The sequence below is a fragment of the Leclercia sp. 1548 genome (genome assembly GCF_050435045.1).
GTDB lineage: Bacteria > Pseudomonadota > Gammaproteobacteria > Enterobacterales > Enterobacteriaceae > Enterobacter > Enterobacter adecarboxylatus.
Genome location: NZ_JBNDJP010000003.1, coordinates 186,683 through 199,640, shown reverse-complemented (window position 1 = coordinate 199,640; position 12,958 = coordinate 186,683). Strand labels below are relative to the sequence as shown.

The window sequence follows — 12,958 nt, the reverse complement described above, 5'->3', positions numbered from 1 at the left end:
TGCCGGGTAAGCGAAGCGCCACCTGGCAAACTGCGAGGCAATATTAAAGAGACAATGTTTATGTCTAAATCCGTACAGAGCAACAGCGCGATCCTCGTTCACTTCACGCTGAAACTGGATGATGGCTCTACCGCAGAATCCACCCGCAATAACGGCAAACCGGCGCTGTTTCGCCTGGGCGATACCTCCCTGTCCGAAGGTCTTGAGCAGCAACTGCTGGGGCTGAAAGAGGGAGAGAAAAAAGCCTTTTCTCTGGAGCCGGATGCTGCGTTTGGCGTGCCCAGCCCGGACCTGATCCAGTACTTCTCGCGTCGTGAATTTATGGACGCGGGTGAGCCTGAAATCGGGGCGATTATGCTCTTTACCGCTATGGACGGCAGCGAAATGCCTGGCGTGATTCGGGAAATCAACGGGGACTCCATCACCGTCGACTTCAACCATCCGCTTGCCGGGCGTACCGTCCATTTTGATGTTGAAGTGCTGGAAATTGACCCAGCGCTGGAGGCCTGAAATGCAGATCCTGTTGGCTAACCCGCGCGGTTTCTGCGCCGGTGTAGACCGCGCTATCAGCATTGTTGAAAACGCGCTGGAAATTTACGGCGCGCCAATTTATGTGCGTCACGAAGTGGTGCACAACCGTTACGTGGTCGATAGCCTGCGCGAGCGCGGGGCGATCTTTATCGAGCAGATCAGTGAAGTGCCTGATGGCGCGATCCTGATTTTCTCTGCCCACGGCGTTTCTCAGGCCGTACGTAACGAAGCGAAAAGCCGCGATCTCACCGTTTTCGATGCTACCTGTCCGCTGGTCACCAAAGTGCATATGGAAGTGGCGCGTGCCAGCCGCCGTGGTGAAGAGTCGATCCTGATTGGCCACGCCGGTCACCCGGAAGTGGAAGGCACCATGGGGCAGTACAGCAACCCGGAAGGGGGGATGTACCTGGTCGAGTCGCCGGAAGATGTGCTTACGCTGAACGTGAAAAACGAAGCGCGTCTGTCCTTTATGACCCAGACAACGCTCTCCGTAGACGATACGTCAGACGTTATTGATGCGTTGCGCCAGCGCTTCCCGAAAATTGTCGGGCCGCGTAAGGACGACATCTGCTACGCCACGACAAACCGCCAGGAAGCTGTGCGTGCGCTTGCTGAGCAAGCAGATGTGGTGCTGGTTGTCGGCTCCAAAAACTCCTCGAACTCCAACCGTCTGGCCGAGCTGGCGCAGCGGATGGGGAAAGCGGCGTTTTTGATTGACGATGCGACGGACATTCAGGAGGCGTGGGTTAAGAATGCCGCCTGTGTTGGCGTAACTGCGGGCGCTTCCGCCCCGGATATTCTGGTGCAGAACGTCATTGTCCGCCTGCAGGAGCTGGGTGGCGGTGAAGCGGTGCCGCTGGAAGGACGCGAAGAGAACATCGTCTTTGAAGTCCCGAAAGAGCTACGCATTGATGCCCGCGAAGTCGAGTAAGGTTTAAAAAATGCCAGTCACTGAATGACTGGCATTTTTTCATTCAGGTAGTCGATCATGGCCCGCATTCTGGCCGGCATATGTTTGTTGCGCGTCCACAGCAGCCAGAGATCGCCCGTATAGCTACTGATAAACTCCCACTCCGGTAAGACCTGCACAATCTCCCCACTTTCCAGCGTCTCACGCGCCGTGAACAGCGGTAAACTCCCGATACCCAGGCCGCGCTTTACCGCATCCAGCCTCACACCCGTGTGGTTAGCGGCGTAACGACCATGGGTCTGTACCGTTTCCGTTTTTCCATTCAATGCAAACTTCCAGCGTGAATCGGCCGGCGTTTCACCGAGCGAAATACAGCTATGTTGCCGGAGATCGTGCGGATGCTGCGGTATGCCCATGCGACGAAGGTACTCTGGTGTGGCGCAGATGACATGGGTAACCGGCATCAGCGGTTTACCGTACAGGCCGGGAGAGGGGGTGTTAGTGATCCGTAGCGCCAGATCGACACCGTCGTCGATCAAATCCATGTAACGATCTTCCAGGCGCAGGCAGACATCAATCTGCGGATAGCGCTCAAGGAATGCCGGGATTAAAGGATGGATCACGAAGCGTCCCACGGCTTTCGGTACGCTCATGGTGAGTTTCCCCTGCGCAACGGTCTGCAGGCTGCTGCCTGAATCCATCGCCTGTTGTGCCGCGTCCAGCATATCCAGCGCATGTTCATAAACCGCTTTTCCGGTCACGGTAAGTGCCAGCTTACGTGTAGTGCGGTGCAGCAATTTACATCCCATCTCTTTTTCCAGACGTGAAACACAGCGGCTGATCGCAGAGGGCGTGGCGCCAGTGAGGCGGGCTGCGGTTGAAAAATTGCCATGTTCTACGATGGTGACGAAAGTGGCGAGATCGGGAAGCAAAGAAGGTTTCATTTGTGCATACCAGGCAAGAGTGCAATGTCTGAGTGGCCGATTATCGACACTTAAGTGATGAATATACTGTCAGGGTACAGAGGAGAACAACCATGACAGAACGACTTTATTACACCAGTGACGCGACAGAAGGGCGTACACAGGTGATCCGTTGCACTGAGGAGCCTGACGGCCGCTACGCAATTGAACTTAATCAGACCCTTTTCCATCCGCAGGGCGGTGGACAGCCAGCGGATCGAGGATGGATCGCCGGGATAGCGGTAGAAGCGGTATCCCTGCGTGGGGAGCATGTCGTCCACATTCTGCCCGCAGCGCTTACGCCAGGCGAGGTGGAGATGCAAGTCGATAAAGATGTGAGAGAACGTCACTCCCGCTGGCACAGCGCAGGTCATTTGATCGGCTATGCTGGGGAGCAGTTTGGCTGGAAGCCGGTAAAAGCTCACCACTGGCCTGGTGAAGGGCGGATTACCTTTACGCCTGGCGAGGGTCAGGATCCCCTGCCAGATGCCAGCGCCCTGATGGTCATTATTGACGGCTGGAAAGCCGATAACCTGCTTCGCCATACAGAAATTGAAACGGGCAGACGCAAGGTTCGCTTTGGCGATCTCCCGCCTTATCTTTGCGGTGGAACGCACGTTAAACAGCTGGCGGATGTGGGGGCAATGCAAATCCTCGGACTGAAAATGAAAAAAGGGCAGCTGGTCGTCACCTATAGCCTCGATTAACAGGGTTGTGATTAACCCGACATCGCGGGTGGCCTGGTATTTCTATTGAAAACAATGCCAGGCTCAGCGGCGATCCTCAACACTGCATGTTGAACGTTACATTGATGAACCATAACCTGGGCTGCTGGGTGCGGCTCGCGAAACGCCACGTACTTTTTTCTATGGCCGGAAGCGGGTCATATCCTGGCGATCATGTCTTTAACTGATATCTCTCCCTGTTTATCATTAATTTCTAATTATCGGCGTTTTCTGTGGCAGCCTTCGTCAGGGCTGGTTAATCTGAAAGCGGTTTACATCATTTTAACGTAAGAGAATAACTATGCATGATGCAGAGATCCGTGTCGCCATTGCGGGCGCGGGCGGACGTATGGGCCGTCAGCTTATTCAGGCGGCACTACAGATGGACGGCGTGGCCCTTGGCGCGGCGCTGGAGCGTGAAGGTTCATCTCTTCTGGGAGCCGACGCAGGTGAATTAGCAGGCGTGGCGAAAACGGGCGTGACCGTGCAGAGCAGCCTGGAAGCCGTTAAAGATGACTTTGACGTTTTCATCGATTTCACCCGTCCTGAAGGCACGCTCGACCACCTGGCTTTTTGCCGTCAGCATGGGAAAGGAATGGTTATTGGCACCACGGGTTTTGATGATGCCGGTAAACAAGCCATTCAGGCTGCATCAAACGAGATTGCGATTGTTTTCGCTGCGAACTTCAGTGTAGGCGTTAACGTCATGCTGAAGCTGCTGGAGAAGGCGGCGAAAGTGATGGGGGATTACACCGACATCGAAATTATCGAAGCGCACCACCGTTATAAAGTCGATGCCCCGTCTGGCACCGCGCTGGCGATGGGCGAGGCGATCGCTCAGGCGATGGATAAAGATCTGAAAGAGTGCGCGGTCTATACCCGGGAGGGTTATACCGGTGAACGTGTGCCTGGCACCATTGGGTTTGCAACCGTCCGTGCTGGCGACATCGTTGGTGAACATACCGCGATGTTTGCTGATATCGGTGAGCGTGTTGAGATTACCCATAAAGCCTCCAGTCGGATGACTTTTGCAAATGGGGCAGTTCGTTCTGCAATGTGGTTGAAAGGCAAGAAAAATGGTCTCTTTGACATGCGCGATGTGCTTGATCTTAATAATTTATAATCATGATTACCCTTCGTGATGTGGTTATTGCAGTCATAATCAATTGATTGCACAGGGCAATATTTTATTGCCCTTTAATTTTGACCGTTTTGATATAATTTTTTTCTTAACCCATCATAAACCAACGTTATCCTCACTATTTTTGTTTCAAAAATGTGAATTTTGACCAAATGGTCCACTTTTTTGGGCTTGAGATGAGCACTTGCTATTAAAACTGAGTCGCAAGCGTTTTCTTACGTGATTTAGTTGATCTTTTTGCCCGTTAATTACTTTCCAGCTCATCAGTGGCGCAAAAACAACAAACAAAACCCACTTTTTAAGTTGACTTTCCCCTGCCAAATCTCCAGAATGCCGCCGTTTGCCGAAAATCCACTGGCAGCAGATTTGCATTGATTCATACTATGGGTATGCATTAATATGCAAATAAAGTGAGTGAATATTCTCTGGAGGGTGTTTTGATTAAGTCAGCGCTATTGGTTCTGGAAGACGGAACCCAGTTTATCGGTCGGGCCATTGGGGCAACAGGTTCGGCGGTTGGGGAAGTCGTTTTCAATACTTCAATGACCGGTTATCAAGAAATCCTCACTGATCCTTCCTATTCCCGCCAAATCGTCACTCTAACTTATCCCCATATCGGCAATGTCGGCACTAACGCCGCTGATGAAGAGTCTTCCCAGGTACATGCACAAGGTCTGATTATTCGCGACCTGCCGCTGATTGCCAGCAACTACCGCAATACCGAAGACCTCTCTTCCTACCTCAAGCGCCATAACATCGTGGCGATTGCCGATATCGATACCCGTAAGTTGACGCGTCTGCTGCGTGAAAAAGGTGCCCAGAACGGCTGCATCATCGCTGGCGATAACCTGGATGTAGCTCTGGCGCAGGAAAAAGCCAAAGCCTTCCCGGGGCTGAACGGCATGGATCTGGCAAAAGAAGTAACCACCGCTGAGGCCTACAGCTGGACTCAGGGGAGCTGGACGCTGGCAGGCGAACTGCCGGAAGCCAAAAAAGAAGAGGAGCTGCCGTTCCACGTCGTGGCCTACGACTACGGTGCCAAGCGCAACATCCTGCGTATGCTGGTGGATCGCGGCTGCCGTCTGACCGTTGTGCCGGCGAAAACCCCGGCAGAGGACGTGCTGAAGATGAACCCGGACGGGATCTTCCTCTCCAACGGCCCGGGTGACCCGGCGCCATGCGACTACGCAATCGACGCGATTAAGAGCTTCCTGGAAACCGATATTCCGGTATTCGGTATCTGCCTCGGCCATCAGCTGCTGGCGCTGGCGAGCGGTGCAAAAACCGTGAAAATGAAGTTCGGCCACCACGGTGGTAACCACCCGGTGAAAGATATTGATAACAACACGGTGATGATTACCGCGCAGAACCACGGTTTTGCGGTGGACGAAGCCTCCATGCCTGCCACGCTGCGCGTAACGCACAAGTCGCTGTTCGACGGCACCCTGCAGGGGATTCATCGTACCGACAAACCGGCGTTCAGCTTCCAGGGCCACCCGGAAGCCAGCCCAGGCCCGCACGATGCCGCGCCGCTGTTCGATCACTTCATCGAACTCATTGAGCAGTACCGTAAGACCGCTAAATAATCAGAATCTGTTTATGCCTTGCTGCGCTCAGGCAGACGGCGTCAAAAATTTGTCTGCCAGTCGCTCGCGACGCGCATAAACAGGTTCTCCGGAGAAAGAAGCAATGCCAAAACGTACAGACATAAAAAGCATCCTGATTCTTGGCGCTGGCCCGATTGTGATCGGCCAGGCCTGCGAATTCGACTACTCCGGCGCACAGGCGTGTAAAGCCCTGCGCGAAGAGGGTTACCGCGTTATCCTGGTGAACTCTAACCCGGCGACCATCATGACCGACCCTGAAATGGCCGATGCGACCTACATCGAGCCGATTCACTGGGAAGTGGTACGTAAAATCATCGAAAAAGAGCGTCCGGATGCGGTGCTGCCGACCATGGGCGGCCAGACAGCGCTGAACTGCGCGCTGGAGCTGGAACGTCAGGGCGTACTGGCTGAGTTCGGCGTGACCATGATTGGCGCGACTGCCGACGCGATTGATAAAGCAGAAGACCGTCGTCGTTTCGACGTGGCGATGAAGAAAATCGGCCTCGACACTGCACGCTCCGGTATCGCTCACAACATGGAAGAAGCGCTGGCGGTTGCCGCTGACGTGGGTTATCCGTGCATCATCCGTCCGTCCTTCACCATGGGCGGCACCGGCGGCGGTATTGCGTATAACCGTGAAGAGTTTGAAGAGATTTGCGAACGCGGTCTGGATCTTTCCCCAACCAAAGAGCTGCTGATTGACGAGTCGCTGATTGGCTGGAAAGAGTACGAAATGGAAGTGGTGCGTGATAAAAACGACAACTGCATCATCGTCTGCTCTATCGAGAACTTCGATGCCATGGGCATCCACACCGGTGACTCCATCACCGTGGCACCCGCCCAGACGCTGACCGATAAAGAGTATCAAATCATGCGTAACGCCTCGATGGCGGTACTGCGTGAGATTGGCGTCGAAACCGGCGGCTCTAACGTTCAGTTCTCGGTAAACCCAAAGAACGGTCGCCTGATTGTTATCGAGATGAACCCGCGTGTATCCCGCTCCTCTGCGCTGGCATCGAAAGCCACCGGCTTCCCGATTGCTAAAGTGGCAGCGAAACTGGCCGTGGGTTATACCCTCGATGAGCTGATGAACGACATCACCGGTGGCCGTACCCCGGCATCGTTTGAGCCGTCTATCGACTACGTTGTGACCAAAATCCCTCGCTTCAACTTCGAGAAATTTGCCGGTGCGAACGACCGTCTGACCACACAGATGAAGTCCGTTGGTGAAGTGATGGCGATTGGCCGCACCCAGCAGGAATCCCTGCAGAAAGCGCTGCGCGGCCTGGAAGTGGGCGCGACCGGTTTCGACCCGAAAGTAAGCCTGGATGATCCGGAAGCCCTGACGAAAATCCGCCGTGAACTGAAAGATGCAGGTGCCGAGCGTATCTGGTACATCGCCGACGCCTTCCGTGCTGGCCTGTCCGTTGATGGTGTCTTCAACCTGACCAATATCGACCGCTGGTTCCTGGTGCAGATTGAAGAGCTGGTGCGTCTGGAAGAGAAAGTTGCAGATCTGGGCATCAACGGCCTCGACGCTGACTTCCTGCGTATGCTGAAACGTAAAGGCTTTGCCGATGCGCGTCTGGCAAAACTGGCGGGCGTACGCGAAGCAGAAATCCGCAAGCTGCGTGACCAGTACAACCTGCACCCGGTTTATAAGCGCGTGGATACCTGTGCGGCAGAATTTGCAACTGACACCGCCTATATGTACTCCACTTATGAAGAGGAGTGCGAAGCGAACCCGTCGGTTGACCGTGACAAAATCATGGTTCTGGGCGGCGGTCCAAACCGTATCGGCCAGGGCATCGAGTTCGACTACTGCTGTGTACACGCTTCACTGGCGCTGCGCGAAGACGGTTACGAGACCATCATGGTTAACTGTAACCCGGAAACTGTCTCTACCGACTACGACACCTCCGACCGTCTCTACTTCGAGCCGGTTACGCTGGAAGACGTACTGGAAATCGTGCGTATCGAGAAGCCAAAAGGCGTTATCGTGCAGTACGGCGGCCAGACTCCGCTGAAGCTGGCGCGTGACCTGGAAGCCGCAGGTGTACCGGTTATCGGCACCAGCCCGGACGCGATTGACCGTGCCGAAGACCGTGAGCGTTTCCAGAAGGCGGTTGATCGCCTGAAGCTGAAACAACCGGCTAACGCCACTGTGACCGCGATTGAGCAGGCGGTTGAGAAGGCCAAAGAGATCACCTATCCACTGGTGGTGCGTCCATCCTACGTGCTGGGCGGCCGCGCAATGGAAATCGTCTACGACGAAGCCGACCTGCGTCGTTACTTCCAGACCGCGGTCAGCGTCTCTAACGATGCGCCAGTACTGCTGGACCGCTTCCTGGATGACGCGGTTGAAGTGGACGTTGATGCTATCTGCGATGGCGAAATGGTGCTGATTGGCGGCATCATGGAGCATATCGAGCAGGCGGGCGTTCACTCCGGTGACTCAGCCTGTTCTCTGCCGGCTTATACGCTGAGCAAAGAGATTCAGGACGTGATGCGTGACCAGGTGCAGAAGCTGGCCTTCGAGTTGCAGGTGCGCGGTCTGATGAATGTGCAGTTCGCGGTGAAAGACAACGAAGTTTACCTGATTGAAGTTAACCCGCGTGCGGCGCGTACCGTACCGTTCGTCTCCAAAGCAACCGGCATTCCGCTGGCGAAAGTGGCGGCGCGCGTGATGGCTGGCCAGACTTTGGCACAGCAGGGCGTGACCAAAGAGATCATCCCGCCGTACTACTCGGTGAAAGAGGTCGTGCTGCCGTTCAACAAATTCCCGGGCGTTGACCCGCTGTTAGGGCCAGAAATGCGCTCTACCGGGGAGGTGATGGGCGTGGGTCGCACTTTCGCTGAAGCCTTCGCGAAAGCGCAGCTCGGCAGTAACTCCACCATGAAGAAACAGGGCCGTGCGCTGCTTTCCGTGCGTGAAGGGGATAAAGAGCGCGTAGTGGACCTGGCGGCGAAGCTGCTGAAACAGGGCTTCGAACTGGATGCCACTCACGGTACTGCGATTGTACTGGGCGAAGCGGGTATCAACCCGCGTCTGGTGAACAAGGTGCATGAAGGTCGTCCGCACATTCAGGACCGTATCAAGAATGGCGAGTACACCTACATCATCAACACCACTGAAGGGCGTCAGGCGATTGAAGACTCCAAGCTGATTCGCCGCAGCGCGCTGCAGTACAAAGTGCACTACGACACCACCCTGAACGGCGGTTTTGCAACAGCCATGGCGCTGAACGCGGATGCCACCGAGAAGGTCATTTCGGTGCAAGAGATGCACGCGCAGATCACGAAGTAATCGCTTCAGATTGCTCTCAAAACCCGCTTCGGCGGGTTTTTTTATGTCTTTCCGACCATTTTTGGCGGTTGTGCCTCCTCCCTTTTCAACGCACTGTAGGGTGATACCTGAAAAAAGGAGTTTATTGTGAAACAGGCCCTTACGTTGATACCCCTGGTAATACTGCTTGCTGGCTGTGCAGATTTTGCCTCGTCGGTGACCAATACCATCGATGGAATGGGGATGACTCCCGACTATGCAAAAGGCTTAAAGGACGATCTGGAGCCGCAGAAAAAGTTAACCACACCGGTGGTGAAGGTGGCAGATAGCGTGCCTGAGGGCAAGCTCGTCGAGAAGTATGACAATGGCAATAAGAAGTTTGAGACTGTCATCAAGAACCGCTGCTTTAACGACTATATCGACGTCTATTACCCGAACGGCGTCCTGCGGAGCCATACGCCGCTGGTTAACTGTCAGGCGGAAGGGCTGTCTCAGGGTTATACCCAGGACGGGAAGCTGCGCTCGACCATCACCTTCAAAGCGAGCGTGGCGAACGGCGAAGCGAAAACCTATGACGCTGGCGGAAAAGTGGTTCAGACAGTGATCTACAAAGATGGCTTCCCGCAGAAAAGCTAACCTTCAGAGTGTTCTGCATTTTTCCCTGACCGTAGCGTATTACGCTACAGTTTAGCCTGATGATAACAATGACGACCAACAGGGAGAATACTATGCAAAGCAAACTACTGATGGCCTCTGTCTTTGCGGCTGCAACGCTGTTTACCGTAGCGGGATGTTCGTCTAATCAGGCGGTAAAAACGACGGACGGCAAAACCATCGTTACCGACGGTAAACCGCAGGTAGATGATGATACCGGGCTGGTGTCATATGAGAATGCAGAAACCGGGCAAACCGAGCAGATTAACCGCGATCAGGTTAAATCCATGGGTGAACTGGATAACTGATAAAAAAATGCAGTGGCCTGAGCCACTGCATTGTTCGGTCTGGTGATGGGATTACCAGCGGTGGTTCAGCAGGATATGACCGCCATACGCGTCATAACCGTTTTCACCCCACTCGCCGCTGGCGCGTAACGAGATCAGCGTGGTTTCATTCAGTTTGCCGGTAACGCCCAGCTCCAGTTGACCGCGGTCTTCCGGGGTATCATTACTGAACGCTTCGCCGTTGAAGGCGATATCATTCTGTCCGGCACCTTTCAGCCAGTTGACTGCTACGTAAGGCTGCCATGCCTGCACATCTTTCTGATCGAAGTAGCTGGTTTTCACACCTACGCGTCCCAGAATGCCGTCATTATCAGGGGTAGAGATACGTACGCCGTCGGCGTCTGTATGGTTTTCCTGATCAAGATAGCTGTAGATGGCCTGGATCTGCGGTTCGATTTTCCAGGTTCTTTCGTTTTCTGAGTCAACGATCCAGGCGTGGCCTGCTTCCAGTGATACGGCAAAGCCGTGGCTGTCGTAAGACTCGTCGCTGCGACCGTCACTGGTGAGCGAGTTGTGATACCAGCCGAAAGAGGCCCAGCTGTCGATATAGCTGCCTTTACGCAACTGTTGGTCTTCCTGCCAGGTGGCGTATACGCCGACGTTCACCCCATCGACTTTACCCTGCGCTGAACGTTTACTGCCTGTGGACGTGGAGTCAGTTTTTGCCTGACCGGCACCGAACATCACCCCGCTATGCAGTACACCCGTGTCCATCTTCTTGCTGATGAAATCACTGCCGACCTGCATCACGTACTGGGTGGTGTCATAGTTTACTTTACCGCCCGCCACATCGTTTTCGTGGTAGCGGCCTTTGACATACATCCAGGTGTTGAGATCTTCTTCATTACGCAGCGTCAGCTGATCGCGATCGTCGCGTTTGTGCAGGAACATGTCCTGGGCAGCCAGGTAGTTACCTAAATAGGCACCGACCTCAGGAGCAAGATTGCTCATCTCTGGTGGGGTATAGCCGCCGCTGTTGCCGCCGTCGTTGTTACCACTGTTACCGCCGTCGGTGTTGCCGCCGTCGGTGTTACCGCCGTTTCCACCGTCGGTGTTACCGCCGCTACCGCCGTCAGTGTTACCGCCGTTGCCGTCGTCGTTGTTACCGCCGTTGCCGCCGTCGGTGTTGCCGTCGGTGTTATCGTCTTTGTCAGGAACCGGGGTAGTGTCTGCAGACTCCAGGTACCAGTTGCCATCGCTGTGCTGGTTCAGACTGTATTCCCACGCGCCAACGACGACCGGTCTGGAGAGGCTAAACGCAGCCCCGGAATCGCCACCCACGCTCACGATCTGCATACCGTTGACGGTCTTCGCGCCCGCCCCACCGATATTGCTGATACGGATATCCGATACACCTGCACTGTTACCGGTGATGGTAAGATGGTCGGTCAACGCATTGTCATCCCCCAGCACGCTGTTCATGGCGATCAAACTGCCGCTCATGCCGGTGTAATCACCGTTGATGGTGAAATCATTCCCCACACTGTCGTTCAGACCGCTGATTTGCAGCGTACCGCTGTTGGTGACGTTGCCGTTGATGGTATCGGCGGTAGAAGCACTGGACAGCGTATTTCCCTGAACCGCATTCCATGAGGCCAGAACGCCGCCGCTGAGAATATTGACGTTATTGTTTACCGTACCTGCACTGGCGAAGGTAGCCCCGTCCTGAATCGTGACGGTGGCGGAATTGCCTGCACTTCCCAGCGTTGCGCCTTCGGCTACCAGCATCGTGCCGCTGTTCAACTGCGTGTCGCCTGTATAGCTGTTGTTGCCGGTCAGCGTCAGGGTATGGGCATCTGTTTTTTCGACATTGCCGCTGCCGGAGATATTGGTTGCGAAGGTGGTATCCGAGCCTTGGTTAAATATCAGCGTGCCGTTATCGGTCAGCGTTCCGGTCAACGAGCCGGTATTAGTACCGTCACCCAATTGCAGGGTGGCGTTATTAGCAATCAGGGTATTTCCGGCACCATTTTTTACATCACCTGCCAGGATCAATTTACCTGTATTGACTTTAATAGAGTCACCAGCGCCGATAATATCGATATCGCCAGTCAGCGCCCAATCAGTGCCGTCCATGGTCAGCGATGCGAAGCCGTCGCCATCCTTCAGTCCCAGGAAGTTGCTATCTTCGGATCCGTCTTCCAGCAGAATTAATGTGTTATCTTTTGAATTCGTGGAGAAAACGTCGCCATCAAGTTGAGAGCCTTTTTTCAGCGTTAATGAGTTATTTTGATTGCTTTTAAAAGTGACTGCGCTTTCTGAACCTTTAATTAAGCCGGAGTTGATGAGCTGGAGTCGGTTTTCATCCGTGGTAATAATCCCGTTTGTGGTACCCTGGATCGTCCCGTTGTTTTCGATTTTACTTTTACCTGCCTTCTGAAGCTCAACACCATTGCCGGCAGTGCCATTGAAGATGCCATCATTATCAAGTGTGAAGCCTGCATCGGTTGAAAGCGCGGTTTTACCTTCAATAATTCCAGTGGCGGTATTAGAGATGTTAAAGCTGGAGGAGTCTTCTTTAATTTTAATTCCGTTCTCTGCACCAGTAATTTTGCCTGCGTTTTTTATCGTACCCCCCATATCAATGACGGTAATCCCATTGGCGCTGCTGGAGTTGATAACCGCATTTTGTTGATTATCTAACTCAAGCGTTTGTCCGCCCGTGGCGATATAAAGCCCGTCACCTTCCCCGGTAATTTCCCCACTATTTTTTACGCTAATGACTGTGCTGCCTGTAACAGTAACCGATGGCGCAGTTGTAGTAGGGTTAATGCTGACACCCTCAGGAATGATGT

The 12,958-nt window shown here is 54.1% G+C and carries 10 protein-coding genes; 8 read left to right on the top strand and 2 right to left on the bottom strand.

The features are described 5' to 3' along the window. The first annotated feature begins 60 nt into the window (after window positions 1–60). Together fkpB and ispH are read left to right on the top strand one after the other, a co-directional pair. Window positions 61–510 carry an FKBP-type peptidyl-prolyl cis-trans isomerase gene (fkpB, locus tag ABIE02_RS10450; protein ID WP_032616512.1) on the top strand — a complete coding sequence of 150 codons (450 nt, stop codon included), beginning with the start codon at window positions 61–63 and terminating at the stop codon, window positions 508–510. Between the two features lies 1 nt (window position 511). After that, window positions 512–1,462 (top strand): 4-hydroxy-3-methylbut-2-enyl diphosphate reductase, encoded by a 951-nt coding sequence (ispH, locus tag ABIE02_RS10445; protein WP_014882496.1) that lies wholly within the window; start codon window positions 512–514, stop codon window positions 1,460–1,462. Window positions 1,463–1,479: 17 nt separating this feature from the next. On the opposite strand, the gene ABIE02_RS10440 is transcribed toward ispH, so the two are convergent. Beyond that, window positions 1,480–2,385: a LysR family transcriptional regulator gene (locus ABIE02_RS10440; RefSeq protein ID WP_032616457.1), complete on the bottom strand. Its 906-nt coding sequence runs from the start codon at window positions 2,383–2,385 to the stop codon at window positions 1,480–1,482. A gap of 92 nt (window positions 2,386–2,477) precedes the next feature. Here ABIE02_RS10440 and ABIE02_RS10435 point away from each other — a divergent pair, with 92 nt between their 5' ends. The 6 genes from ABIE02_RS10435 (at window position 2,478) to ABIE02_RS10410 (ending at window position 10,124) form a co-directional block, all read left to right on the top strand. Next, the gene (locus ABIE02_RS10435; protein ID WP_032616458.1) at window positions 2,478–3,110 is read left to right on the top strand and encodes a serine-tRNA(Ala) deacylase AlaX; all 633 of its coding nucleotides are present in this window, start codon (window positions 2,478–2,480) and stop codon (window positions 3,108–3,110) included. 319 nt (window positions 3,111–3,429) lie between these two features. Beyond that, complete coding sequence (gene dapB, locus ABIE02_RS10430; RefSeq protein WP_148568720.1) at window positions 3,430–4,251, top strand: 4-hydroxy-tetrahydrodipicolinate reductase; 822 nt, start codon at window positions 3,430–3,432, stop codon at window positions 4,249–4,251. 455 nt (window positions 4,252–4,706) lie between these two features. After that, window positions 4,707–5,855, top strand: coding sequence for a glutamine-hydrolyzing carbamoyl-phosphate synthase small subunit (gene carA / locus ABIE02_RS10425; protein ID WP_103792719.1), 1,149 nt, complete (start codon window positions 4,707–4,709; stop codon window positions 5,853–5,855). 103 nt (window positions 5,856–5,958) lie between these two features. Continuing rightward, a complete protein-coding gene (gene carB / locus ABIE02_RS10420; protein WP_032616462.1) occupies window positions 5,959–9,183 on the top strand; it encodes a carbamoyl-phosphate synthase large subunit in 3,225 nt (1,074 codons plus the stop codon). Window positions 9,184–9,309: 126 nt separating this feature from the next. After that, the gene (locus tag ABIE02_RS10415) at window positions 9,310–9,798 is read left to right on the top strand and encodes a toxin-antitoxin system YwqK family antitoxin (RefSeq protein WP_032616464.1); all 489 of its coding nucleotides are present in this window, start codon (window positions 9,310–9,312) and stop codon (window positions 9,796–9,798) included. A gap of 92 nt (window positions 9,799–9,890) precedes the next feature. Continuing rightward, entirely contained in the window at window positions 9,891–10,124 is a 234-nt protein-coding gene (locus ABIE02_RS10410) for a YgdI/YgdR family lipoprotein (protein WP_059308751.1), read from the top strand. 51 nt (window positions 10,125–10,175) lie between these two features. On the opposite strand, the gene ABIE02_RS10405 is transcribed toward ABIE02_RS10410, so the two are convergent. Next, a complete protein-coding gene (locus ABIE02_RS10405; protein WP_336994886.1) occupies window positions 10,176–12,743 on the bottom strand; it encodes an autotransporter outer membrane beta-barrel domain-containing protein in 2,568 nt (855 codons plus the stop codon). Window positions 12,744–12,958: the final 215 nt, after the last annotated feature.

Excerpts from the sequence above, each read along its gene's own strand:
- fkpB (WP_032616512.1), top strand. The coding sequence starts at position 61 with ATGTCTAAATCCGTACAGAGCAACAGCGCGATCCTCGTTCACTTCACG.
- ispH (WP_014882496.1), top strand. The coding sequence starts at position 512 with ATGCAGATCCTGTTGGCTAACCCGCGCGGTTTCTGCGCCGGTGTAGAC.
- ABIE02_RS10440 (WP_032616457.1), bottom strand. The coding sequence starts at position 2,385 with ATGAAACCTTCTTTGCTTCCCGATCTCGCCACTTTCGTCACCATCGTA.
- ABIE02_RS10435 (WP_032616458.1), top strand. The coding sequence starts at position 2,478 with ATGACAGAACGACTTTATTACACCAGTGACGCGACAGAAGGGCGTACA.
- dapB (WP_148568720.1), top strand. The coding sequence starts at position 3,430 with ATGCATGATGCAGAGATCCGTGTCGCCATTGCGGGCGCGGGCGGACGT.
- carB (WP_032616462.1), top strand. The coding sequence starts at position 5,959 with ATGCCAAAACGTACAGACATAAAAAGCATCCTGATTCTTGGCGCTGGC.
- ABIE02_RS10410 (WP_059308751.1), top strand. The coding sequence starts at position 9,891 with ATGCAAAGCAAACTACTGATGGCCTCTGTCTTTGCGGCTGCAACGCTG.
- ABIE02_RS10405 (WP_336994886.1), bottom strand. The coding sequence starts at position 12,743 with ATGGGGGGTACGATAAAAAACGCAGGCAAAATTACTGGTGCAGAGAAC.